19 protein-coding genes and 1 tRNA gene are annotated in these 22,309 nt (G+C 69.4%); 11 read left to right on the forward strand and 9 right to left on the reverse strand.

Going from position 1 to position 22,309, the window contains the following annotated elements:
- Positions 1 to 10 precede the first annotated feature (10 nt).
- From pqqB to AC1PLR_RS14860, 6 genes are all read left to right on the forward strand, one after another.
- Positions 11 to 910, forward strand: coding sequence for a pyrroloquinoline quinone biosynthesis protein PqqB (gene pqqB, locus AC1PLR_RS14835; protein WP_481101471.1), 900 nt, complete (start codon positions 11 to 13; stop codon positions 908 to 910).
- Between the two features lie 34 nt (positions 911 to 944).
- Positions 945 to 1,691 carry a pyrroloquinoline-quinone synthase PqqC gene (pqqC, locus tag AC1PLR_RS14840; RefSeq protein WP_481101472.1) on the forward strand — a complete coding sequence of 249 codons (747 nt, stop codon included), beginning with the start codon at positions 945 to 947 and terminating at the stop codon, positions 1,689 to 1,691.
- Entirely contained in the window at positions 1,688 to 1,966 is a 279-nt protein-coding gene (pqqD, locus tag AC1PLR_RS14845; RefSeq protein ID WP_481101473.1) for a pyrroloquinoline quinone biosynthesis peptide chaperone PqqD, read from the forward strand. Before pqqC ends, pqqD begins: the two co-directional genes overlap by 4 nt.
- Positions 1,963 to 3,084, forward strand: coding sequence for a pyrroloquinoline quinone biosynthesis protein PqqE (pqqE, locus tag AC1PLR_RS14850; RefSeq protein ID WP_481101474.1), 1,122 nt, complete (start codon positions 1,963 to 1,965; stop codon positions 3,082 to 3,084). The genes pqqD and pqqE overlap by 4 nt, the downstream gene beginning before the upstream one ends.
- A gap of 96 nt (positions 3,085 to 3,180) precedes the next feature.
- Entirely contained in the window at positions 3,181 to 3,693 is a 513-nt protein-coding gene (locus AC1PLR_RS14855; RefSeq protein ID WP_481101475.1) for a hypothetical protein, read from the forward strand.
- Between the two features lie 17 nt (positions 3,694 to 3,710).
- The gene (locus tag AC1PLR_RS14860) at positions 3,711 to 5,480 is read left to right on the forward strand and encodes a chloride channel protein (protein WP_481071042.1); all 1,770 of its coding nucleotides are present in this window, start codon (positions 3,711 to 3,713) and stop codon (positions 5,478 to 5,480) included.
- Between the two features lie 646 nt (positions 5,481 to 6,126).
- Here AC1PLR_RS14860 and hrpA read toward each other — a convergent pair.
- On the reverse strand, positions 6,127 to 10,263 hold the full coding sequence (gene hrpA, locus AC1PLR_RS14865; protein WP_481101476.1) for an ATP-dependent RNA helicase HrpA: 4,137 nt from the start codon (positions 10,261 to 10,263) through the stop codon (positions 6,127 to 6,129).
- A gap of 93 nt (positions 10,264 to 10,356) precedes the next feature.
- Between hrpA and AC1PLR_RS14870 the strand changes: the two genes are divergently transcribed.
- The 4 genes from AC1PLR_RS14870 to AC1PLR_RS14885 all read left to right on the forward strand — a co-directional run bounded on the left by AC1PLR_RS14870 (position 10,357) and on the right by AC1PLR_RS14885 (position 14,925).
- Positions 10,357 to 10,923 (forward strand): Dps family protein, encoded by a 567-nt coding sequence (locus AC1PLR_RS14870; protein WP_019799906.1) that lies wholly within the window; start codon positions 10,357 to 10,359, stop codon positions 10,921 to 10,923.
- A 304-nt stretch (positions 10,924 to 11,227) separates the two neighbouring features.
- Complete coding sequence (recQ, locus tag AC1PLR_RS14875) at positions 11,228 to 13,036, forward strand: DNA helicase RecQ (RefSeq protein WP_481101477.1); 1,809 nt, start codon at positions 11,228 to 11,230, stop codon at positions 13,034 to 13,036.
- Between the two features lie 173 nt (positions 13,037 to 13,209).
- Positions 13,210 to 13,704: a hypothetical protein gene (locus AC1PLR_RS14880; RefSeq protein WP_019799904.1), complete on the forward strand. Its 495-nt coding sequence runs from the start codon at positions 13,210 to 13,212 to the stop codon at positions 13,702 to 13,704.
- Positions 13,705 to 14,298: 594 nt separating this feature from the next.
- The gene (locus AC1PLR_RS14885; protein WP_209245948.1) at positions 14,299 to 14,925 is read left to right on the forward strand and encodes a TetR/AcrR family transcriptional regulator; all 627 of its coding nucleotides are present in this window, start codon (positions 14,299 to 14,301) and stop codon (positions 14,923 to 14,925) included.
- A gap of 192 nt (positions 14,926 to 15,117) precedes the next feature.
- Here AC1PLR_RS14885 and AC1PLR_RS14890 read toward each other — a convergent pair whose 3' ends face one another.
- Entirely contained in the window at positions 15,118 to 16,026 is a 909-nt protein-coding gene (locus AC1PLR_RS14890) for a LysR family transcriptional regulator ArgP (protein ID WP_481101478.1), read from the reverse strand.
- Between the two features lie 104 nt (positions 16,027 to 16,130).
- Between AC1PLR_RS14890 and AC1PLR_RS14895 the strand changes: the two genes are divergently transcribed.
- Positions 16,131 to 16,748: a LysE/ArgO family amino acid transporter gene (locus tag AC1PLR_RS14895; protein ID WP_481101479.1), complete on the forward strand. Its 618-nt coding sequence runs from the start codon at positions 16,131 to 16,133 to the stop codon at positions 16,746 to 16,748.
- Positions 16,749 to 17,005: 257 nt separating this feature from the next.
- On the opposite strand, the gene AC1PLR_RS14900 is transcribed toward AC1PLR_RS14895, so the two are convergent.
- The 7 genes from AC1PLR_RS14900 to tolB all read right to left on the reverse strand — a co-directional run bounded on the left by AC1PLR_RS14900 (position 17,006) and on the right by tolB (position 22,162).
- Complete coding sequence (locus AC1PLR_RS14900) at positions 17,006 to 17,386, reverse strand: hypothetical protein (RefSeq protein WP_481101480.1); 381 nt, start codon at positions 17,384 to 17,386, stop codon at positions 17,006 to 17,008.
- A 319-nt stretch (positions 17,387 to 17,705) separates the two neighbouring features.
- A tRNA-Lys gene (locus AC1PLR_RS14905) sits at positions 17,706 to 17,781 on the reverse strand.
- Between the two features lie 64 nt (positions 17,782 to 17,845).
- The gene (gene queC / locus AC1PLR_RS14910) at positions 17,846 to 18,511 is read right to left on the reverse strand and encodes a 7-cyano-7-deazaguanine synthase QueC (protein WP_481101481.1); all 666 of its coding nucleotides are present in this window, start codon (positions 18,509 to 18,511) and stop codon (positions 17,846 to 17,848) included.
- 186 nt (positions 18,512 to 18,697) lie between these two features.
- Complete coding sequence (gene queE / locus AC1PLR_RS14915) at positions 18,698 to 19,375, reverse strand: 7-carboxy-7-deazaguanine synthase QueE (protein WP_481101482.1); 678 nt, start codon at positions 19,373 to 19,375, stop codon at positions 18,698 to 18,700.
- 46 nt (positions 19,376 to 19,421) lie between these two features.
- Complete coding sequence (gene ybgF, locus AC1PLR_RS14920; RefSeq protein WP_481101483.1) at positions 19,422 to 20,249, reverse strand: tol-pal system protein YbgF; 828 nt, start codon at positions 20,247 to 20,249, stop codon at positions 19,422 to 19,424.
- Between the two features lie 6 nt (positions 20,250 to 20,255).
- A complete protein-coding gene (gene pal / locus AC1PLR_RS14925; protein WP_010344309.1) occupies positions 20,256 to 20,774 on the reverse strand; it encodes a peptidoglycan-associated lipoprotein Pal in 519 nt (172 codons plus the stop codon).
- A 68-nt stretch (positions 20,775 to 20,842) separates the two neighbouring features.
- Positions 20,843 to 22,162, reverse strand: coding sequence for a Tol-Pal system beta propeller repeat protein TolB (gene tolB, locus AC1PLR_RS14930; RefSeq protein WP_010344310.1), 1,320 nt, complete (start codon positions 22,160 to 22,162; stop codon positions 20,843 to 20,845).
- Positions 22,163 to 22,309 lie beyond the last annotated feature (147 nt).

Genomic DNA, 22,309 nt, shown 5'->3' on the forward strand with positions numbered 1-22,309 from the left:
CGGAGACCGGATGCACCTCATCGTTTTGGGATCGGCGGCAGGCGGAGGGCATCCGCAGTGGAACTGCCACACGCCCGCGAGCCAACGCGCGTGGCAGCAACACCCGGGTGCCCAACGCCGTACCCAGGCCAGCATCGCGGTCAGCGTCGACCGCCAGCGCTGGCTGCTGATCAACGCGTCACCCGATTTTCGCCAGCAAGTGCTGGCCACGCCGGCGCTGTGGCCGCAACGCGACCAGCGCCATTCGCCGATCGAGGCGGTGTTGCTGACCAGCGGCGAGATCGACCATATCGCCGGGTTGCTGTCGATGCGCGAAAGCCAGCGCTTCGACCTGTACGCGAGCAGCCGCGTGCTCGACCTGCTGGCGCAGAACCCGGTGTTCGACGCGCTGCACCCGGCCTACGTGCACCGCCATCCGTTCGCCCTGGACACACCGCTGTCGCTGCTCGGCCTGCAGGTCACGCCGTTCGCGGTGCCGGGCAAGGTGCCGCTGTTCATGGAATCCCGCCACAGCGGCGACCTGGCCGGCTCGGCCGAGGAGACGCTGGGCCTGACCATCGACGACGGCACGCACCGCCTGCACTACATCCCCGGCTGCGCAGCGCTGACCGACGCGTTGCGCGAGCGCCTGCACGGCGCCGAACTGGCGTTCTTCGACGGCACCCTGTGGCGCGACGACGAGCTGGTGCAGTTGGGCATCAGCGCCAAGACCGGCCAGCGCATGGGCCACATGAGCATCGACGGCGAGGCCGGCGCCCTGCGCGCCTTCGCCGACCTGGGCGTGGCCCGCAAGGTCTTCATCCACATCAACACCACCAACCCCATCCTCGACGCCGGCTCCGCCGAGCGCGCCACCGTCGCCGCGCATGGCTGGGACGTGGCCCACGACGGCATGGAGATCGCGCTGTGACCCCTGCTGCCCCATCGCCTGCGAGACCGACCCCGTGAGCGCACTGCTGAGCCCGGAACAACTGGAAACCGCGCTGCGCGGGATCGGCGCACGGCTGTACCACGACCAGCACCCCTTCCACGCGCTGCTGCACAGCGGCCGCCTGAACCGCGGCCAGGTCCAGGCCTGGGCGCTGAACCGCTACGAGTACCAACGCTGCATCCCGCTCAAGGATGCGGCGATCCTGGCGCGGATGGACGACCCAGCGCTGCGCCGGATCTGGCGCCAGCGCATCGTCGACCACGACGGCAGCGCCGAGGGCGAAGGCGGCATCGCCCGCTGGCTGCACCTGACCGACGCGCTGGGACTGGATCGCGACCTGGTGCAGTCCGGGCGCGGCCTGCTGCCCGGCACCCGCTTCGCGGTGCAGGCCTACCTGCACTTCGTGCGCGAGAAGAGCCTGCTGGAAGCGATCGCCTCGTCGCTGACCGAACTGTTCGCGCCCGGCATCATCGGCCACCGCGTCGCCGGCATGCTGCAGCACTACGACTTCGTCTCGCGCGAGGCGCTGACGTATTTCGAGCATCGCCTGCACGAAGCGCCGCGCGATTCGGACTTCGCCCTGGACTACGTCAAGCGCCACGCCGACACCGTGGAGAAGCAGCAACTGGTGCAGGACGCGCTGCGCTTCAAGTGCGGCGTGCTGTGGTCGCAACTGGATGCGCTGCACTTCGCGTACGTGCAACCGGGCGTGGCCTGGCCGGACGCGTTCGTCCCGGACGCGGCGCAGGCCGCGGCATGAGCGCGCTGGACGCCAGCAGCCAACCGCGGCTCGCCACCGGCGTGCGCCTGCAGCACGACCGCGCGCGCGACCAATGGGTGCTGCTGGCGCCGGAGCGGGTGATCGAACTGGACGAGATCGCCCACGCCATCGTCTCGCGCTGCGACGGCGCGCGCAGCCTGGCGGCGATCGCGGCGGAACTGGCGGCCGAGTTCGAGGCCGACCCGGCCGAGGTCGAACGCGACGTGTGCGAGCTGGCGCAGCAGTTGCACGCCAAGCGGCTGCTGCGCGCATGAACGCCCCGGTGCCGCCGCCGCTGTCGATCCTGCTGGAGCTGACCCATCGCTGCCCGCTGGCCTGCCCGTATTGCTCCAACCCCATCGCACTGGCCGGCCTGCGCGAGGAACTGGACACGGCCGGCTGGCGCTCGGCGCTGGACCAGGCCGCGGCGATGGGCGTGCTGCAGGCGCATTTCTCCGGCGGCGAACCGATGCTGCGCAAGGACCTGCCCGCGCTGGTCGCGCATGCGCGCGCGCTGGGCCTGTACAGCAACCTGATCACCTCGGGCGTGGCCGGTGGCGCACCGATGTTGGCGGACCTGGCCACGGCCGGGTTGGAACACGTGCAGTTGAGCGTCCAGGACGCCGACGCCGCCGGTGCCGACCGCATCGCCGGCTACCGCCACAGCCTGGCCAAGAAGCGCGCCTTCGCCGCGGCGGTGCGCGCGCTCGACCTGCCGCTGACGATCAATGCGGTGATCCACCGCCACAATGCCGAACGCGTGCCGGCGATGATCGACCTGGCGCTGGAGCTCGGCGCCGAACGTCTGGAAGTGGCGCACACCCAATACTACGGCTGGGGCCTGCGCAATCGCGCCGCGCTGATGCCCAGCCGCGCGCAGATCGACGCGACCGTGGCCGCGGTGGACGCCGCCCGACTGCGCCTGCAGGACCGGCTGCACATCGACTTCGTCACCCCCGACTACTACGCGCACCGGCCCAAGGCCTGCATGGGCGGCTGGGGCCAGCGCTTCGTCAACATCTCCCCGCGCGGCGACGTGCTGCCCTGCCATGCCGCCGAGACCCTGCCGGACATGCGCTTCGAGAACCTGCGCACGCGCCCGCTGGCGGCGATCTGGGAAGACGGCGAGGCCTTCGTGCGCTTCCGCGGCAGCGCCTGGATGCCCGAGGTGTGCCAGGGCTGCCCGAAACGCGAGGTCGACTGGGGCGGCTGCCGCTGCCAGGCGCTGGCGCTGAGCGGCGATGCCGCGACCCTGGACCCGGTCTGCGAACGCGCCCCGGCGCACGCGGCGCTGCAGGCGCTGGCACAGCGCGAAGCCGCCGCGCCGGCCCCGGACTTCGTGTACCGGCGGCCGCCACGCGCCACCGCCATGCCCGCCTCCGCCGACGACTGAATCGGACGCCGACGCGGTCTCGGGCCCACCCGGCGTCCCGTGCGCGGTCACCGCTTGCGACTACACTACGGCGCACCCACTGCCCGGATTCCCGCCATGTCCCTTGCGCGTCTCGCTCCCCTGGTCCTGTGCGCGGCGCTCGCCGTGTCCGCCGCCCCGGCGCTCGCCCAGCGCACCGTCTCCGGCGATCTGCAGACGCAGATGTCGCCGCAGGAATTCAAGGCGGCCGGCCTGGACAAGCTCTCGCCACAGGAGCTGGCCGCGCTGAACGACTGGCTGCAGGGCAAGGTCGCCAAGGAAACCGCGGTGGCGCTGGAAAAGGCCAAGGAAGAGGGCCGCCGCGAGGTGATCACCAAGAACCGCGGCTTCTTCGACTTCGGCAGCGCCGAGCCGATCGAGAGCACCCTGATCGGCGAGTTCTCCGGCTTCGCCAAGGGACGCCACTACGTGCTGGCCAACGGCCAGGAGTGGGAACAGACCGAAGCGGCGAGCCTGCCCGGCGTGCACCTCGCCGCACCCAAGGTGAAGATCACCCCCGGCATCATGGGCGTCTGGTACATGCAGGTCGGCACCTACAACACCCGCGCCAAGGTCCGCCGCGTCAAATAGGGTCGCGCGTCGTGAACATGCGCCCGCGGCCGGGACTGGCCGACGCCTCGCACAGCCTCGCCGACGCGCTGCGCCGGCGCCTGCGCGCCAGCGATGTCTGGTTCATCGCCCTGGCCCTGCTGGTCGGCGTGATCGCCGGCCTGCTGACCCTGTTGCAGAGCAGCCTGGCGCACGGCGCGCAGGCCCTGCTGTACGGCCTGGAGGCCGACGAGCGGCTCAGCGCCATGTCCGAACTGAGCGTGCACCAGTTGCTGGTGCTGCCGCTGGGCGGGCTGCTGGTCGGCCTGCTGGGCATGGCCGCACGCGCGCGCAAGCGGCAACTGGTCGACGCCGTCGAAGCCAACGCGCTGTACGGCGGGCGCATGTCGATGCGCGACAACCTGATCGTCTCCGTGCAGACCCTGTTCTCCAACGGCGTCGGCGCCTCGGTCGGCCTGGAGGCGGCGTATACGCAGATGGGCGCCGGCAGCGGCTCGCACCTGGGCCGGGTGCTGCGCCTGCGCCGCGCCGACATCCGCACCCTGGTCGGCGCCGGCGCCGGCGCGGCCATCGCCGCCGCGTTCGGCGCGCCGCTGGCCGGGGCGTTCTACGCCTTCGAGATCGTGATCGGCGCCTACTCGCCGTCGGCGCTGGCACCGGTGGCGGTGGCCTCGCTGGGCGCGGTGTTCGTGTCGCAGTTGGCCGGGGTGCAGCCGTACCTGCTGCCGGCCTCGGCGGCTTCGGCGCTGGAGGCGCGCGACTACGTGCTGTACGCGCTGCTGGGCGTGCTCTGCGCGCTGCTGGCGGTGGCGGTGATGCGTCTGATCGGCGCGATCGAACAGGCCATCAACCGCAGCCCGCTGCCGCGCTGGGCACGCCCGGTCGCCGGCGGCCTGCTGCTGATCCCGCTGGCGCTGATCACCCCGCAGGTGCTGTCCTCCGGGCACGGCGCGCTGCACCTGGACCTGACCAGCCCGACCTCGCTGCGCTGGCTGGGCATCCTGTTGCTGCTCAAGTGCCTGGGCTCGGCCATCTCGCTGGGCTTCGGCTTTCGCGGCGGCCTGTTCTTCGCCTCGCTGTTCATGGGCTCGCTGGTCGGCGGGCTGTTCGCCGGCGTGCTGAATCTCGGCAGCGGCATGGCCCTGGTCGACGGCACCGCCGCGTCGCTGGCCGGCATGGCGGCGATGGCCGCCGCGGTGATCGGCGCGCCGATGACGATGGCGATGCTGGTGCTGGAAGGCACCCACGACTTCGTGCTGGCCAGTGCGGTGATGGTGGCGGTGCTGGTGGCCAACACCATCGTGCGGCAGATCTTCGGCTACTCGTTCTCGACCTGGCGCCTGCACCTGCGCGGCGAGACCATCAAGAGCGCGCGCGACGTCGGCTGGGTCAAGCACCTCAGCGCCGGGCGGATGATGCAGAAGGACGTGCATCCGCTGGCCGCCACCACCAGCGTGGCCGAATTCCGCCGCCGCTTCCCGCTCGGCTCGGGCACGCGCGTGGTGCTGGAGGACGAGAGCGGCCATTACGCCGGCCTGGTCACCCTGGCCGCCGCCTACGCCGACGGCGTCAACGCCGACGCGGCCATCGTCGACTACGCCGGCAACCGCGACGTGGCCCTGCCCGCCGACACCGACGTGGTCACCGCCATGCGCCAGTTCGACCTGACCCAGAGCGACGAACTGGCGGTGGTCGACGAGCACGGCAAGGTGCTGGGCGTGCTGAGCGAAAGCTTCGTGCGCAAGCGCTATGCCGAGGAACTGGACAAGCGCCAGCGCGAGCTGATGGGCGAGCGGGTGGATGACTGAGAGGCCGGGATTGGGGATTGGGGGATTCACAGGACTGCTGGCCCCTGAGAGGTTGAGGGCCGTGCTCGCATGTCGTAGGAGCGGCTTCAGCCGCGACGCGTTGGCGCAAAAAGGTCGCGGCTGAAGCCGCTCCTACCCCGCACCGGCAAGATGCTGCTGCGTCGGCGCTTGGCTCCCCCAAAGACGTGCCATTACCGCGCAACTCGCTTGCCCTCCACACGGCGCAACTCTCTCGTGGGAGGGACTTCAGTCCCGACGCTTTTGGCGGCAACGCGTCGGGACTGAAGCCCCTCCCACAACGGTCGCCGTGACCACTGCACGCGGGGCATCGCCCTTTGTGGGAGGGGCTTCGGCCCCGACGCATTACCGCCAGAGCATCGGGAATGCAGGGCACCTCCAATATTCTCTGGGGTGCAGGCGTAGGAGCGGCTTCAGCCGCGACGAGGCCTTGCCGGGAGCGCCGTCGCGGCTGAAGCCGCTCCTACAGATGCAATGACGCGTATGACGAACGCGGGTGATGAGACCTGCCCTGAAATCCCTTCCACAGAACGCTGCAAACGCGAACACCTCGGCCACGGGCAGCAGGAACCGCACGGGAATCCCGCCACCAATCCCCAATCCCCAATCCCCAATCTCGAATCCCGAATCACCGCAGCAGAGCCACCCGCTGCGCCAGCTTCTTGGCCGAGATACCGGCACGGGCACCCAGTTCCTGGGCGAACAGCGACACGCGCAGCTCTTCCAGGTCCCAGCGCAGCGCCTGCCATTCCGGCGTGTCGCCGCGGCCGGCCACGGCCGCGTCGGCCAGCGCGTCGACGAACGGCTTCAGTTCCAGCATCCGTGCCTGGTCGCGGGCGGGATCGCGCTTGGCGCGTTCGGCGCGCAAGATCATCGCGCGCAGATAGCGCGGGAACTGCGCCAGGGCCGTGCCCGGGGTCTCGCGCAGGAAGCCCGGATGCAGCAAGGCCGCCAGTTGCGCGCGCAGGTCGTCGAGGTTGCCGCTGGCCCAGCCCATCAGCGGCGATTCCAGTTGCGGCTTCAGCTCCGCCGCCGCGCCCATGATCGCCTCGGCCAGCTTCAGCCGCTCCATCGCCTCGCCGAACAGCTGCTTGGCGGCGGCGTCGCGGCGCTGGGCGAAGCTGTCGGCGTCGCGGATCGCCTCCAGCCCCTGCTCCAGCAGCGCGTTCAACGCCGCCTCCACCAGGTCGCCGCGCAGGCGTTCCTGCGACTCGATCGCCGCGTACAGCAGCCCGGTCTTGGGCGACACCGGCAACTGCTTGCGCGCCTGCTTGACCTTGTCGGCCAGGGCGATCTCCAGCAACCGGCGCACGCCGCGCGGATGTGCGACCTCGGCCTGCGCACGGTCGGCGAAGATGCGCAGCGCGGCGCTGTCGCCCTCGTCCACCAGCGCCGGATACGCCGGCACGCTGGCTTCGCCCGGCACCTGCAACGGGATAGGCGTGGCCGGGAATTCGCGCAGCCCTGTCGCGGCCATGGCGCGGCCGGCCCGCGCGGCGAAGGCCTGCCCGGCACGCTCGCCGAAGCGCGCGCGCAGCGCGTCCAGGTCGCGCGATTCGGCCAGCACCTTGCCGGCCTCGTCGCGCAGGCGCAGGTTCATGCGCAGATGCGGCTCCAGCGTGCCCTCGTCGAACTCCAGCGCGCTCAATGGCGCGCCGGTGGCGCGCTGCAGGAAGCGCGCCAGCTCGCCGCGGATGTCGTCGGCACTGGGCTGCGGGAACGCCTCGTAGAACGCACGGGCGAAGTCCGGTGCCGGCACGTAGTTGCGGCGCAGCGCCTTGGGCAGGCTGCGGATCAGCGCCGCCGCCTTGTCGGCGACGAAGCCCGGCGCCAGCCACGACAGCCGCGTCGGGTCCAGCGCGTTGAGCAGGTGCACCGGCACCTCCAGGGTCACGCCGTCGTCGGCCGCGCCCGGTTCGAACCGGTAGTGCAGCGGCAGCCGCGCATCGCCCAGCGGGAAGTACGTGGGATAGCGCTCGGCCGCGCTGCCTTCGCCCGGCAGCAGATCGGCCAGCGACCAGTGCAGCGCGCGTCGCTGTTCCGGCGCCAGCGCCTTCCACCAGGCGTCCAGGCCGGAGGCGGAATGGATCTCGCCGGGAATCCGGTCCAGGTACCAGCGCGCCTGCCAGTCCTCGTCGGCGACGATGCCGGCGCGGCGCAGCTTGGCCTCTTCCTCGTGCGCCTGCGCCAGCACCTTCTGGTTGTCGGCGACGAAGCTGGCGCGGGTGTTGATCTCGCCCGGCACCAGGCCCTGGCGCACGAACAGCTCGTGCGCACCGGGCGGATCGATGCGGCCGTAGTGCACCGGCTTCTTCGGCGCCAGCACCAGCCCGAACAGGCTGATCTGCTCGGAGGCCAGCACCTGCCCCTGCGCGCGCGACCAGTGCGGATCGAAATGCTTGCGCGCCAGCAGGTGCGGCAACTCGGCGATCACCCAATCCGGCTCGATCGCCGCGTTGGTCAGGCCCCACACCTTCTGCGTGTCCAGCAGCGTCGCCGGCAGCACCCACGGCGGCGGCTTGCGGGCAAGCACCGAACCGGGAAACAGCAGGAAGCGGCGCTGCCGCGGCGCCAGGAAATCGCCCTTCTCGGTGCGGTGGCCGACCTGGGTCGGCAGCCCGGCCAGCAAGGCACGGTGCAGCGCCTGGTAGGCGGCGGCACGCTCGCGTTCGCTGGCACGCGGCGCCTCGCCTGCCTCGGCGGGCGCCGGTGGTGCGGCCTGGGCCACCGGTGCGGGCGTGGCCGGCGTGCCGGTACCGCGGCCTTCACGAGCCAGGCGTGCGGCGCGGTGCAGCTGCCCACGGGTCGCGCGCGCCGCGGTATCGGCATCGCGCGCCGGCGCGGGCGCGGAAGCGCCGGCCAGCAGGGGTCGCAGGGAGGCTTCCGCCGGCTCCTCGGTCCAGCCCAGCTCCGCGCACAGCAGATGCAGCTGGCGGTGCAGTTCGCGCCACTCGCGCATGCGCAGGAAGCCGAGAAAATGCCGTCCGCACCAATCGCGCAGCTTGGACTGGGTCAGGTCCTCGTGCGCCTGCCGGTAGCCGTCCCACAGGCGCAGGATGCCGACGAACTCCGAACGCGCATCGGCGAACTTGGCATGCGCATTGTCGGCGGCCTCGCGCGCCTCCGGCGGGCGCTCGCGCGGGTCCTGGATGCCCAGGAACGCGGCGATCACCAGCATCGGCCGCAGGCAGCCGTGCTGCTGCGCGGCCACCAGCATGCGCGCCAGCTTCACGTCCACCGGCAGTCGCGCCATCTTGCGGCCGATCTCGGTGAGCTTGCGCAGGCCATGCCGGTCCGGCTCGCCGACCGCGCCCAGTTCCACCAGCTGCTGCCAGCCATCGGCCACCGCGCGCTCGTCCGGCGGCTCCAGGAACGGAAAATCCTCGATCCGCCCCAGCCCCAGCTGCAGCATGCGCAGGATCACCCCGGCCAGGCTAGAGCGGCGGATCTCCGGATCGGTGAACTCCGGCCGCGCCTGGAAATCGGCCTCGGCGTACAGCCGGTAGCAGATGCCCTCGGCGATGCGACCGCAGCGGCCCTTGCGCTGGTTGGCGCTGGCCTGCGAGATCGGCTCGATGTGCAGGCGGTCGAGCTTCTGCCGCGGGCTGTAGCGCTTGACCCGCGCATAGCCGGGATCGACCACGTAGCGGATCCGCGGCACCGTCAGCGAGGTTTCGGCGACGTTGGTGGCCAGCACCAGCCGCCGCCGCGGACCGGGGTTGAACACCCGATCCTGATCGGCATTGGAAAGCCGCGCGTACAGCGGCAGCACCTCGGTCTCGCGGTACTTGCGCCGTTCCAGCGCATGGTGCGCATCGCGGATCTCGCGTTCGCCGGGCAGGAACACCAACACGTCGCCGCGCGGATCCAGCCGGGTGATTTCGTCGATCGCCGCCACGATCGCCTGGTTGACCGTGCGGTCGCCGGCGTTGTCACCACTCTCGGCGTCGGCCTCCTCGCCGCCCGCCTCCTCCAGCGGCCGGTAGCGCACTTCCACCGGATAGGTGCGGCCTTCCACGCTGATCACCGGCGCATCGTCGAAATGCGCGGCGAAGCGCGCGGTGTCGATCGTTGCGGAGGTCACGATGACCTTCAGGTCAGGACGCTTGCGCAGCAACTGCTTCAGGTAGCCCAGCAGGAAATCGATGTTGAGGCTGCGCTCGTGCGCCTCGTCGACGATGATCGTGTCGTAGCTGGACAGCCAGCGGTCGCTGGCGATCTCGGCCAGCAGGATGCCGTCGGTCATGAACTTGATGCGGGTCTGCTCGCCGACGCGGTCGTTGAAGCGCACCTGGAAGCCCACGGTCTCGCCCACCGGCGTGCGCAGCTCCTCGGCCACGCGGCTGGCCACCGCGCGCGCGGCGATGCGCCGCGGCTGGGTGCAGCCGATCATGCCGGCGGCGCCGCGTCCGGCGGCCAGGCACAGCTTCGGCAACTGCGTGGTCTTGCCCGAGCCGGTCTCGCCGGCGATCACCACCACCTGGTGCTCACGGATCAGCGCAACGATGCGCTCGGCCTCTCGCGCGATCGGCAGCTGCGGATCCAACGTGATCGCCGGCTGCTGCGCCGCGCGCGCGGCGCAACGCGCCTGCGACGCCTGCAGCGCCTGTTCGAACGCCGTCTCCAGCGCGGCATTGCCGGGCGCGGCCTGCCAGCGCGACCATAGGCCCAGCAGGCGGCCACGGTCGCGGGTCAGCGCGCCGTCGATCGCGGCGCGGCGTTCGCGCAGGCGTGCCGGCACGGTAGGTTTTTCGATAGCGTTCATCAATCGGATGCCATTGAACGTTGAATCACAGCACATGCTTTAGTCTGTCTATTGTGACGCCATCTCGTCTGTAACCCCCAAAGAGGAATTCCCATGGCCAAGAACAAGACCCCCGGCAAGACCAAGAACGCCGCCAGCAAGGCCGTCGCCGGCCAGCCGCTGGCCGGCCTGGCGCCGTCCGCGCCCAACATCGATATCGGGATCGGCGGCGGCGATCGCAAGAAGATCGCCGACGGCCTGTCGCACTACATGGCCGACGCCTTCACCCTGTACCTGAAGACCCACAACTTCCACTGGAACGTGACCGGGTCGATGTTCAACTCGCTGCACCTGATGTTCGAGACCCAGTACACCGAGCAGTGGGCGGCGCTGGACGATGTCGCCGAGCGCATCCGCGCTTTGGGCTTCAACGCCCCCGGTTCGTACAAGGAATACGCCGCGCTGACCTCGATCCCGGAAGAGGAAGGCCTCGGCGACAGCGCCGACTGGCGCGAGATGGTGCGCCAGCTGGTGGTCGGCAACGAGGCGGTGTGCCGCACCGCGCGCAAGGTGCTCAAGACCGCCGACGACGCCGGCGACGACCCATCGGTGGACCTGCTGACCCAGCGCCTGCAGACCCACGAGAAGTACGCCTGGATGCTGCGCTCGCTGCTGCAGTGAGTGCTGCCGCCCTGCCTGCATCGGCAGGCAGGGCTTGATTCAACCGCGGCCAGCATTGACGAAAAGCCCGTCGCGGCTGGCCCTAAACAGGACAAGCGCCGCTCACACCGGCACATGCGATGCGTTGGCTGGGTGCATTGTGGGAGGGACTTCAGTCCCGACGCCTGCAAGGCCGGGCCGGCCTGGCTTCGTTCAGCCCGGCAGTTAGACGGTTGATTCCTACGCAAAGGCCCGCGTTCGCCTGACACGCGCTTGCGCACGCCAGGAAGGCAAGCGCTCTTGCGCGGCGCGGTATCCTACACAGATGTCTTCCCCCGCCCACGCCTTGCTCAGCCGCGTCTTCGGCTACGACCAGTTCCGCGGCCTGCAGCAGGACATCGTCGAACACGTCGCCGCCGGCCACGACGCGCTGGTGCTGATGCCCACCGGCGGCGGCAAGTCGCTGTGCTACCAGATCCCCTCGCTGCTGCGCGACGGCACCGGCATCGTCATCTCGCCGCTGATCGCGCTGATGCAGGACCAGGTCGAGGCACTGCGCCAGCTCGGTGTGCGCGCCGAATACCTCAATTCCACCCTGGACGGCGAGACCGCGCAGCGGGTCGAGCGCGCCCTGCTGGCCGGCGAACTGGACCTGCTGTACGTCGCCCCGGAACGGCTGCTGACCCCGCGCTTCCTGTCGCTGATCGAGCGCAGCCGCATCGCCCTGTTCGCCATCGACGAGGCGCACTGCGTGTCGCAGTGGGGCCACGACTTCCGCCCGGAGTATCGCCAGCTCACCGTGCTGCACGAGCGCTGGCCGCAGACCCCGCGCATCGCCCTCACCGCCACCGCCGACCCGCCGACCCAGCGCGAGATCGCCGAGCGCCTGGACCTGGCGCAGGCCCGCCATTTCGTCAGTTCCTTCGACCGTCCCAACATCCGCTACACCGTGGTGCAGAAGGACAATGCGCGGCGCCAGCTGCTGGACTTCCTGCGCGCGCACCGCGGCAGCGCCGGCATCGTCTACTGCATGTCGCGGCGCAAGGTCGAGGAGACCGCCGACTTCCTGGCCCGCGAGGGCCTGAACGCCCTGCCCTACCACGCCGGCCTGCCGGCCGAAGTGCGCGCCGACAACCAGCGCCGCTTCCTGCGCGAGGACGGCATCGTGATGTGCGCCACCATCGCCTTCGGCATGGGCATCGACAAGCCCGACGTGCGCTTCGTCGCCCACACCGACCTGCCCAAGTCGCTGGAGGGCTACTACCAGGAGACCGGCCGCGCCGGGCGCGACGGCGAGGCCGCCGAGGCCTGGCTGTGCTACGGCCTGGGCGACGTGGTGCTGCTCAAGCAGATGATCGAGCAGGGCGAGGCCGGCGAAGAACGCAAGCGCGTGGAACGGCGCAAGCTCGACCAGTTGCTGGGCTACTGCGAATCGATGCAGTGCCGCCGCCAGGTGCTGCTGGCCGGCTTCGGCGAGACCTATCCGCAGCCCTGCGGCAACTGCGACAACTGCCTGCAGCCGGCCGACGCCTGGGACGCCACGGTCGCAGTGCAGAAGGCGCTGAGCTGCGTGTACCGCAGCGGCCAGCGCTTCGGCGTCGGCCACCTGATCGACATCCTGCGCGGCAACGAGGGCGAGAAGATCAAGCAGTTCGGCCACGACCAGCTCAGCACCTACGGCATCGGCAAGGACCTGGACGCGCGCGCCTGGCGCGGCGTGTTCCGGCAACTGGTCGCCACCGGCCTGCTGGAAGTGGACAGCGACGCCTACGGCGGCCTGCGCCTCACCGACGCCAGCCGCCAGGTGCTCAAGGGCGAACGCAAGATCATGATGCGCCGCGAACTGCCCAGCCGTGGCCGCGAACGCGGCGATCGCAGCGGCAGCCCGCGCACCGGCGTGCCGGTGCAGGCGCAGGACCTGCCCCTGTTCAATGCGCTGCGCGACCTGCGCGCCGGCCTGGCCAAGGAGCAGAACGTGCCGGCCTTCGTGATCTTCCACGACAGCACCTTGCGCAACATCGCCGAGCAGCGCCCAACCAGCCTGGACGAACTGGCGCGGGTCGGCGGCATCGGCGGCAGCAAGCTGGCCCGCTACGGCCAGCAACTGATCGATATCGTCCTGCAGCAAGGCTAGCGGCGACAGGTGCGAGGCGCCGCTTGCCGGCGCATCGCGAAAGATCGCCGGCGCCGGCAAGAAAATTTCCCGGCGCCGACAGGCCGGGTTCAACGTGGTATTGATAGCGTCAGCGTCATGGCGGGCCATTTCACCGACCCCGCCCGGCCCCTCTCTCTCCTGGCGGATGCCCGATGAACCGCAGCCTCCTTTTTCTCGTCTGCACCCTGCTCGCCGGCCCCGCCCTGGCCCAGACCGCCGATGCCACCAGCGACAGCGAGGCCGCCAAGCGCAAGCTCGACCTGAGCGTGCCGCAGCAGCCGATCACCTATGCCGATCCCGGCACCAAGGCCGATCCGCCGGGCACCTACTACGGCGACACCAGCGGCACCTCCGCCTCGGCGCAGAAGGCCGCCGCCGCGCAGGCGCGCGCCGAGGCCCTGCAGGCACAGGCGGACCGTTGCAACGGCGACGTGCACGGCAGCGTCGCCACCGGCATCGGCTATTCCACGCATGGCGGCAACAGCAACTACCAGGCCGCCAATCTGAACATGTGCAAGACCTCCTACACCGACGACGGCAAGCCGCGGCAGATGGGCATCAGCATCAGCGTCGGCCGCGGCGACGGCCCGGCATTCGGCCGCGGCTACTATCCCGGCGCCTACGGCCCGCCGCCGTTCGGCTGGTAAACACGGTGCGACGCGAGGGCAGCGCCAACGTGCCGCTCCCGCCAAGGTCGAACCGATGCACGGTACCTCGTAGGAGCGGCTTCAGCCGCGACGGGCTTTCCCGGTAACGCCTCATCGCGGCTGAAGCCGCTCCTACCGCGCACTTCCCGAAGTGATTGCCAGCGCCCGCCGTCTCTCAGGCGGGTGCGCAAGCGGCCTTGGAACTCTCGGACAGTCCGCATCGACCCTGATCACGTCCGTCGCTGCGGCATCCGCGGTGCGGCATGCCGTGTCGGCACCAGTGAAACCGCCAGAGCCCCGCCCGCACTCCTCTGTACGCAGACGCCCCCAATCATGCAGTCACACCTGTCGTGCTCATTGCGAGCACGAAGCGTGCACCTGTGCCCCCATCCAAGAGTGGCGGCCGTCACGCGCGTGGCGACGGGATCGACCAACGTGCCGCGGCACGCGCCGCAGCAACGCATCGCGTCTACAATCGCGCTGCACCGGCATCTGTACATGCGGCGGCGGCACGCGCTACAGCGTGCGCGCCGCGGACAGGTGCCAGGCGGATATCCCCCTCCATGTGGCACCGCTTCCCCCCGAGCCCACGCCATGTCCAACGTAGTCCGGCTGCACAGCGCGCGCGAACGCGAGCAGCGCCTGCACGATGACGTCCTCGATGCGGCCGAGCGCTGCATCGTCGAAAACGGCCTCGGCGCCACCACCTTCGAACTGATCGCCGGGACCGCAGACGTCTCCTGCAGCGCGGTGCGCCGACAGTTCGACGACAAGCGCGGCCTGGTCCAGGCGCTGATGGAACGCGACTACGAGCGCGCGATCCGCACGATGTGGCTACTGCAGCCACCGCCGCACCAGGACGCCACCGCCTTCATCGCCGGTGCGCTGGAAGAATGGCTGGTGGCCGATGCCAACCAGCGCCGGCGACGCCTGGACCTGGAGATGGACCTGGCCGCCGCGCGCGATCCAGAACTGGCGCAGTACGCGCGCCGGCTCAACGTCTCCCTGGTGCAGAACCTGGGCGACCTGCTGCGACGCATGCTGCGCGACCACGGCTGGAGCGGCGGCGAGGCAGAGTTCCAGGCCCGCGTCTATGCGGTCGCCGCGATGTGCGGCGGCCTGCACATGATGATGACCACGGGCGTGGAGCTCAACCGCATGCACCTGCAGTTGATCCTCAGCGAAAGCCTGGCGGGGATCTTCAGTACGGCACGTACCTGATGCTGTCCTGCGCCATCCCTTGTTTACCGCAGATCGTCCATCTGCATCGCAGAAGCATCGACGCGGCGCCTTGTGGCATGCCGACGCCGCCGTAGCGCGCGGCGGGCGCCACGTTCCAGCCCGCAGCGGCACGCGAGCGGCGCCATGTCCGGAACGTCCATCGCCGAAGCGAGCAACCGTCGCGAGAATCGCTCAGGCGAGCGATGTCGGCGCGCGCATCTGCCCCGCCGCGTTGCGCAACGCCTGGCCGATCTGCTGCAGGGTCCTGGAACGGACTGCCACGTGCTGCCAGTACAACGGCACGTCGAGCCAGCGCTGCCGGTCGACGACGACGATCTGCTGCTGCCGCAGCGCGGCCACCAGCATCTGCTCAGGCGCCAGACACCAGCCCAAGCCGCGCGCGGCGGCTTCGACGAAACCGATGGAGGTCGGCAGGTAGTGGATCGGCGGGTGCAACCGCGCACGGGTGATGCGACGCACGAAGCGCGCCTGCAGCGCGTCCTTGCGGTTGTAGACGATCATCGGGGCGCGGGCCAGCGCTGCCGCATCCAGGCCATCGGCGAAGTAGCGGTCGAAAAAGACCGGCGAGGCGATCGCGCGGTAGCGCATCGCCCCCAGCGCCAGCACATTGCAGCCCTGCAAGGCCTTGCCGACGGAGGTGACGGCACCGAGCACCGCGCCACTGCGCAGCAGCTCCAACGTGTGGTCCTGGTCGTCCACGTGGATGTCGAACAGGAACCCGTGTGCATCGTGCAGGGCCGCCAGCGCATCCAGGAACCAGGTCTGGAGCGAATCGTCGTTGACGGCGATGGCGATGCTGCGGGCCGCTGCGCTGCTGGCAGGCGCCGGCAGCAGATCGGCCACCGCCTCAGCCTCCAGCACCTGCATCGGCCGCACGCTGCGCAGCAGGCGCTCGCCGGCGGGCGTCGGCCGGCAGGGAGACTGGCGCACGATCAGCACCTGGCCGAGCCGGTCTTCCAGCGCCTTGATCCGCTGCGAGACCGCCGACGGCGTCAGCGCCAGGCGGCACGCGGCGGCCTCGAAGCTGCCTTCTTCCAGCACGGCGGCGAAGGCGGACAGTTGGGGATGAAGCAGATCCATGGCAGCAAGGCAGATTAGGAACGCTTCACAGCCTACAGAAAAATGAGTTTGGCTAATCCTGCTGGCACGTGCAGCATGCTTGCCCACGCCACCGGGCACTCCCCATGTTGCTGCACGCACTGTTGGCCGGCCTCGCCGCCGGCGCCAGCCTGATCGTCGCCATCGGCGCACAGAACGCCTTCGTACTGCGCCAGGGACTGCAGCGTCGGCATGTCGGCCTGGTCGTGGCCGTGTGCGCCGCCAGCGATATCGCGCTGATCGTCCTCGGCGTCTCCGGCATCGGTGCCGTCGTGGATGCCTGGCCGGGCGTGCTGCAGGCATTGCGTTTCGGCGGCGCGGCCTTCCTCGGCGCCTACGCGCTGCTGGCGGCGCGACGCGCCTGGCGCGGCACTGGCGGCCTGCAGGCGCAAGGCCAGGATCCGCAGCGCTGGCAGCGCGTCCTGCTGACCTGCCTGGCCTTCACCTTCCTCAATCCACATGTCTACCTGGACACCATGGTGCTGCTGGGCAGCCTCTCCACGCGCTACCCGGGACAGCTGCGCTGGGCGTTCGCACTCGGCGCCTGCCTGGCCAGCGCGACCTGGTTCAGCAGCCTGGGCTACGGCGCGCGGTTGCTGCAGCCGGTATTCCGTAAACCCTCCTCGTGGCGGCTGCTGGATGCGGCGGTCGCGCTGTTCATGCTGGGGTTGTGCCTCGCGTTGCTCCTGCAGCCCCTTGGATGAACGCTCGGAAGCGTTGAACGCCGACCCAGTACGACTGCGCCGATGCAGCGACGCCGACATCCGAGACGCCGAGCACGTGCCAGCACCGTCCACTCCGGATCACCCCTCAGCGGGCGCAGACTTTCAACACGGCAGAGATGGCGCGGGTGTGTGCGCTTTAGCTGTCCCCCGCGACGCGAATGAAGCGAGCAACAAAAACCCCGGCGCGTGGCCGGGGCTCGGAAGGTGCTGATGTTGGCGCGCGCCGCGGAGTCGGATCAGTCCCAGAAGTTGTTGTAGTCGCGCGCCTTCTTGTCTGGTGCCTGGGAGCTGACCAGTTCGCAGTCGGTGGAGACCGGCGGGTTGCCCGAGTCGATCGACGCACAGACGAAGCGCGCCAGGTCGCCGACCTTGGCACCGGTCGCTGGGACATGAGCGCCACCTTTCAGGGTGGTGCTTCCGGCGCTGACGTCGACGACGGTCCCGACGATCTCTGGGCGCATGTCGTCGTCCGGCATGCTGGCAATCGTGAGTGGTTTGCGCGAGACCATATAGCGGCCAGATTGGGCGGCGTGTAGGGACACGGAAAAAAGCGCCAGGACGGCGGTGAAAATAAAAGCCTTCGATCGCATAGCGAGTCCCCTGTAGACAAAATTCATGATAGCAGCTTGAACTGAGTGTTCAGATGCAGGGAAGGGACATGCGTGCAGCTTCGGCAGCCTCTGAGAGCGCTTCGCCATGCGCGGCCAAGAAAGGCATCGTCGCCGCAGGTCATCGCGTTGCGTCGCACGGCCACGACGCACCGAGGCCACCACGGATTCGGATGACGAGGGCACAAGCGGCCGCAAAACGAAGTCAATGCGGCAATGCTGCGAACACGCACTGCCGAGCATGGATGCAGCAACCGTCGTTTTCAGGAGAGCTTTCAGGAGCCGGCGAAAGAACCAGCAAAGGCGACGCCTAACTCTTTGAGACTCGTGGTGGGCCGTGATGGATTCGAACCATCGACCAAAAGATTAAAAGTCTTCTGCTCTACCAACTGAGCTAACGGCCCAAAACAAGACCCCGGCGTTGCACCGGGGCGCGTAGTCTACCCCAGCACGGGGCGTTTCGCGAAATCAGGCGTAGCGGGTCGGGTCGGCGACGCCGGCGTCGGCGAAGCCGGCCGCGCGCAGGCGGCAGGCGTCGCAGTGGCCGCAGGCGCGGCCGGCGTCGTCGGCGCGGTAGCAGGACACGGTCAGGCCGAAGTCCACGCCCAGGCGCACGCCTTCGCGCACGATGTCGGCCTTGCTCATGTGCTGCAGCGGCGCGTGCACGCGCAGCCCGGCACCCTCCACCCCGGCCTTGGTCGCCAGGTTGGCCAGGGTCTGGAAGGCGTCGATGAACTCGGGGCGGCAATCGGGATAGCCGGAATAGTCCACCGCGTTGACCCCGCAGAAGATGTCGGCCGCGCCCAGCACCTCGGCCCAGCCCAGCGCCACCGACAGCATGATGGTGTTGCGCGCCGGCACGTAGGTGACCGGAATGCCCTCGCCGCCGGCATCCGGCACCTCGATGTCGTCGGTCAGCGCGGAGCCGCCGATGCTGCGCAGGTCGACATTGACGGTCTTGTGCGCCACCGCGCCCAGCGCCGCAGCAACACGCGCGGCGGCGTCCAGTTCGGAGGTGTGGCGCTGACCGTAGCGCACGCTCAGGGCATGCACCGCGAAACCCTGCGCACGGGCGATCGCGACGACGACGGCGGAGTCCATGCCACCTGAGAGAAGGACGACGGCGTTTTTCATGAGGGTGGGGATTCGGGAGTGGGGTTTGGGGATTCGCAAAAGCGGGCGCACGTGGGCGAATGGGATCCACATGGTCCATTTGACCATGGAGGAGCGGCTTCAGCCGCAATGAACGTTCGGACAAGATCCGTCGCGGCTGCAGCCGCTCCTACGAATCCCTAATCCCGAATTCCTAATCCCGGCCGCTCAACGGCCAGGCTCGTCGTTCCACAGCAGCTTGTGCAACTGCATCTGGAACCGCACCGGCAGGCGGTCGGCGACGATCCAGTCGGCCAGGTCGCGCGCGGTCAATTCGCTCTTGCTCGGCGAGAACCAGACGGTGCAGCGGGTCTCCAGCCGGTGTTCGGCGACCACGCTGCGCGCCCACTCGTAGTCGGCGCGGCCGCACAGGACGAACTTGATCTGGTCGCGCGCGGTCAGCAGCGGCAGGTTCTCCCAGCGGTTGCGATGCGCTTCCTGCGACGCCGGGGTCTTGATATCGAGCACCCGCGACACCCGCGGGTCGACTTCGGCGATGTCCAGCGCGCCGGAGGTCTCCAGCGACACGTCGTAGCCGGCGTCGCACAGGCGCCGCAGCAGCTGCAGGCAGCGTTTCTGCGCCAGCGGTTCGCCGCCGGTGACGCACACATGACGCACGCCGTGGCGCGCCACCTCGTCGAGGATCGCGTCGATGTCCCACCACTGCCCGCCATGGAAGGCGTAGGCGGTGTCGCAGTAGCTGCAGCGCAGCGGGCAGCCGGTGAGACGTACGAACACGGTCGGCCAGCCGGCGCTCTCGGCCTCGCCCTGCAGCGACAGGAAGATCTCCGTCAGCTTCAGGCGGGGCAGCGGGCTTTGGACGATATCGCTGGGAACGGCGGCCATGGCGGGAGAAGAGTGCTCCCGCGACGGCGGCGGCAGCGTTAGGGGCTCAGCGCAGCTGCTGGCCGAGACGGATCGACTGCAGGCGGTCCTGCGCGGTCCGCGCGGCATCGGAGCCAGGATACTTCGCGCCGACCTGTTGCAGGGTCTGCTCGGCGTCCTGGACGCGGCCTTCGCCGTACTGGGACAGACCGAGCTTGAGCAGCGCACCGGGCGCCTTGTCGTGGGTCGGGTAGCGGCCGATCAGGTCCTGGAACTGGGCCTCGGCCAACTGGAAGTTCTTGGTGGCGTAGTAGCTTTCGCCGAGCCAGTACAGCGCGTTCGGCGCATACACGCCGTTCGGGTAGGCCTGCAGGAAGTTCTGGAACAGGTTCGCCGAGTCGGCGTACTTGCCCGCCTTCAGGGCGTCGAAGGCGACGTTGTAGGCGGCACGCTCGTCGCCGGCGGCAGCCAGGGTGCCGGCGTCGCCGTGCACCGACGGCGGCGGCTCGGCGACGGCGGACGGCTTGCCTGCGGGCGCGGCCGGCGCAGCAGCCGGTGCGGCGCCATTGGCCGGCGGCAACGACGGCGTCGCCCCTGCCCCTGCACCATTCTCGAGCCGACCCACGCGGCCATCCAGGTCCAGGTACTGGTCCTTGATCTGCTGCTTGAGCTGGTCGTTGCTGTGCTGCAGTTGTTCGATCGTGGCCTCCATCGACTGCATCTGGGTCCGCAGCTGGTTGAGCTGGTTCAGCATGTCGGTGTTGGCCTGGGTATTCATGGCCTGCTGCTCGAGCGCGGAAACGCGGTCGGCCAGGCTTGCGCGCTGCGCATGAGCCGGCGCGGCGGCCACGAGGGCCGCCGCGACGATCATCGATGTAAGGACACCGATACGCATCTTTTCTTACTGCGCCGTGTAGACGATCTCGACGCGACGGTTCTGCGACCAGCAGGACTCGTTCGACTCGGTGCAGACCGGACGCTCTTCGCCGTAGCTGACGACGGTCAGCTGCGCAGCCGAGCCACCGTTGGCCTGCAGCGCCGAGGACACGGCGTTGGCACGACGCTCGCCCAGGCCCATGTTGTACTCGCGCGAACCGCGCTCGTCGGTGTTGCCCTGCAGGGTGATGCGCGAGGACGGACGGTCACGCAGGTACTTGGCGTGGCAGGCCATGATCGCCTGGAACTCCGGCTTCACGGTGTCCTTGTCCAGGTCGAAGTAGACCACGCGCTGACGCAGGCAGGAATCGGTGTCCAGGTCGCCCGGGCCATACAGACCGGAGGTCGACGGGCCGGTCGGGGCGGTGGTACCGGTGGTGCCGGTGGTGTCGGTCTGGGGCTGTTCCTTGACCTTCTTGGCGCAGCCGGCCAGAGCTGCAACGGACAACAGCGAAACAAGCAGAACGCGGGTGGTCTTGTTCATGGGGATACCTTGTGGCTCCTGGGCCGATGAGGGGTTCAACAGCGAAATATTAACACCAAACTTACATGTCAACGTGCGGTGCGATACGGCGACCAGGACGGCTCGCGCACGTCGCCATCGGCGAGCACCAGACGCTGCCGCACGCGGGCATCGGCCGAGACCGCGTACAGCACGCCACGGCCGCCTTCACGCGCCGCATACAGCACCATGCTGGCGTTGGGGGCGAAGCTCGGCGATTCGTCCAGCGAGCCGGTCGACAGCGTGCTCCAGCGCGGCGAGCCCAGGCTGCGGTCCATCATCGCGATCTTGTAGGTGTTGCCGCTGCCCTGGGCCACGACCAGCTTGTTGCCGTCGAAGGACACGCTCGGGGTCGCGTTGTAGTTGCCCTGGAAGGTGATGCGGGTGGCGCTGCCGCCGGTGGCCGGCACCTGGTAGATCTGCGGGCGGCCGCTGCGGTCGGAGGTGAAGTAGATGCTGTTGCCGTCCGGCGCCCAGGTCGGCTCGGTGTCGATGCCGAAGTGGTTGGTCAGCTGGGTCAGCTGCTTGCTGCCCAGATCCATCACGTAGATCTCCGGGTTGCCGCTGCGCGACAGCGCCAGCGCCAGCTTCTTGCCGTCCGGCGAGAACGACGGGGCGCCGTTGATGCCGCGGAAGCTGGAGACCAGCTGGCGCGCACCGGTGGCGATGTCCTGGATGTAGATCGACGAGTTGCCGCGCTCGAAGCTCACGTAGGCCAGCTTCTTGCCGTCCGGGCTCCAGTTCGGCGACAGCAGCGGCTCGGCCGAACGGACGATGGTCTGCGGGTTGTAGCCGTCGGAGTCGGCGACCATCAGCGCATAGCGCATCGCCCCGCCCTTGCCGCTGGCGGTGACGTAGGCGATGCGGGTCCAGAACGCGCCGCGCACGCCGGTGATCTTCTCGTAGATGGCGTCGGCCATCTGGTGGGCGACATCGCGCATGGCGTTGGCGCGGGCGGTCATGGCCAGGCCGAGCATGCGCTCGCCCTTGCCCACGTCGAACAGCTCGTACTCGACGCGGTAGGCGCCTTCGCCCGCATCCATCACCCGGCCGACGACCAGGTAGCTCTGCTTCAGCGCACGCCAGGTGGCGAACTGCACCTCGCTGCCGCGGGTCGGACGTTCGACGATCTGCGACTCGGGCAGGTTGCGGAACTGGCCGGAGCGATCCAGGTCGGCGCGGACCACGGCGGCGACATCGGTGCTCGGCGGGGTCGCCGAGCCCTGGTACGGCATCGGCACGACGGTGATCGGGGTCGCCGAGGCATTGCCGCCGACGATGTCGATTTCCAGGCCCTTGTCCTGCGCGGACGCGGCGAGAGGCAGCAACAGGGCGGTGAGAACGGCAAGCCAGCGCGGCAGTTTCTTCATGGGTCGCTCAGCAGGATCGGAAAGGCGCAAGAGATAGCAATGCGCGGGTGAACGTATTCGCAATCATGAACCATCGCCATGTGAAGCCGATGGCAGGACGCTCTCCATTATCGCCCATCGCCTGTCCGGTGGATGGCCTGCCGTGCG

The sequence above is a fragment of the Xanthomonas sp. NCPPB 3570 genome, from assembly GCF_056725115.1.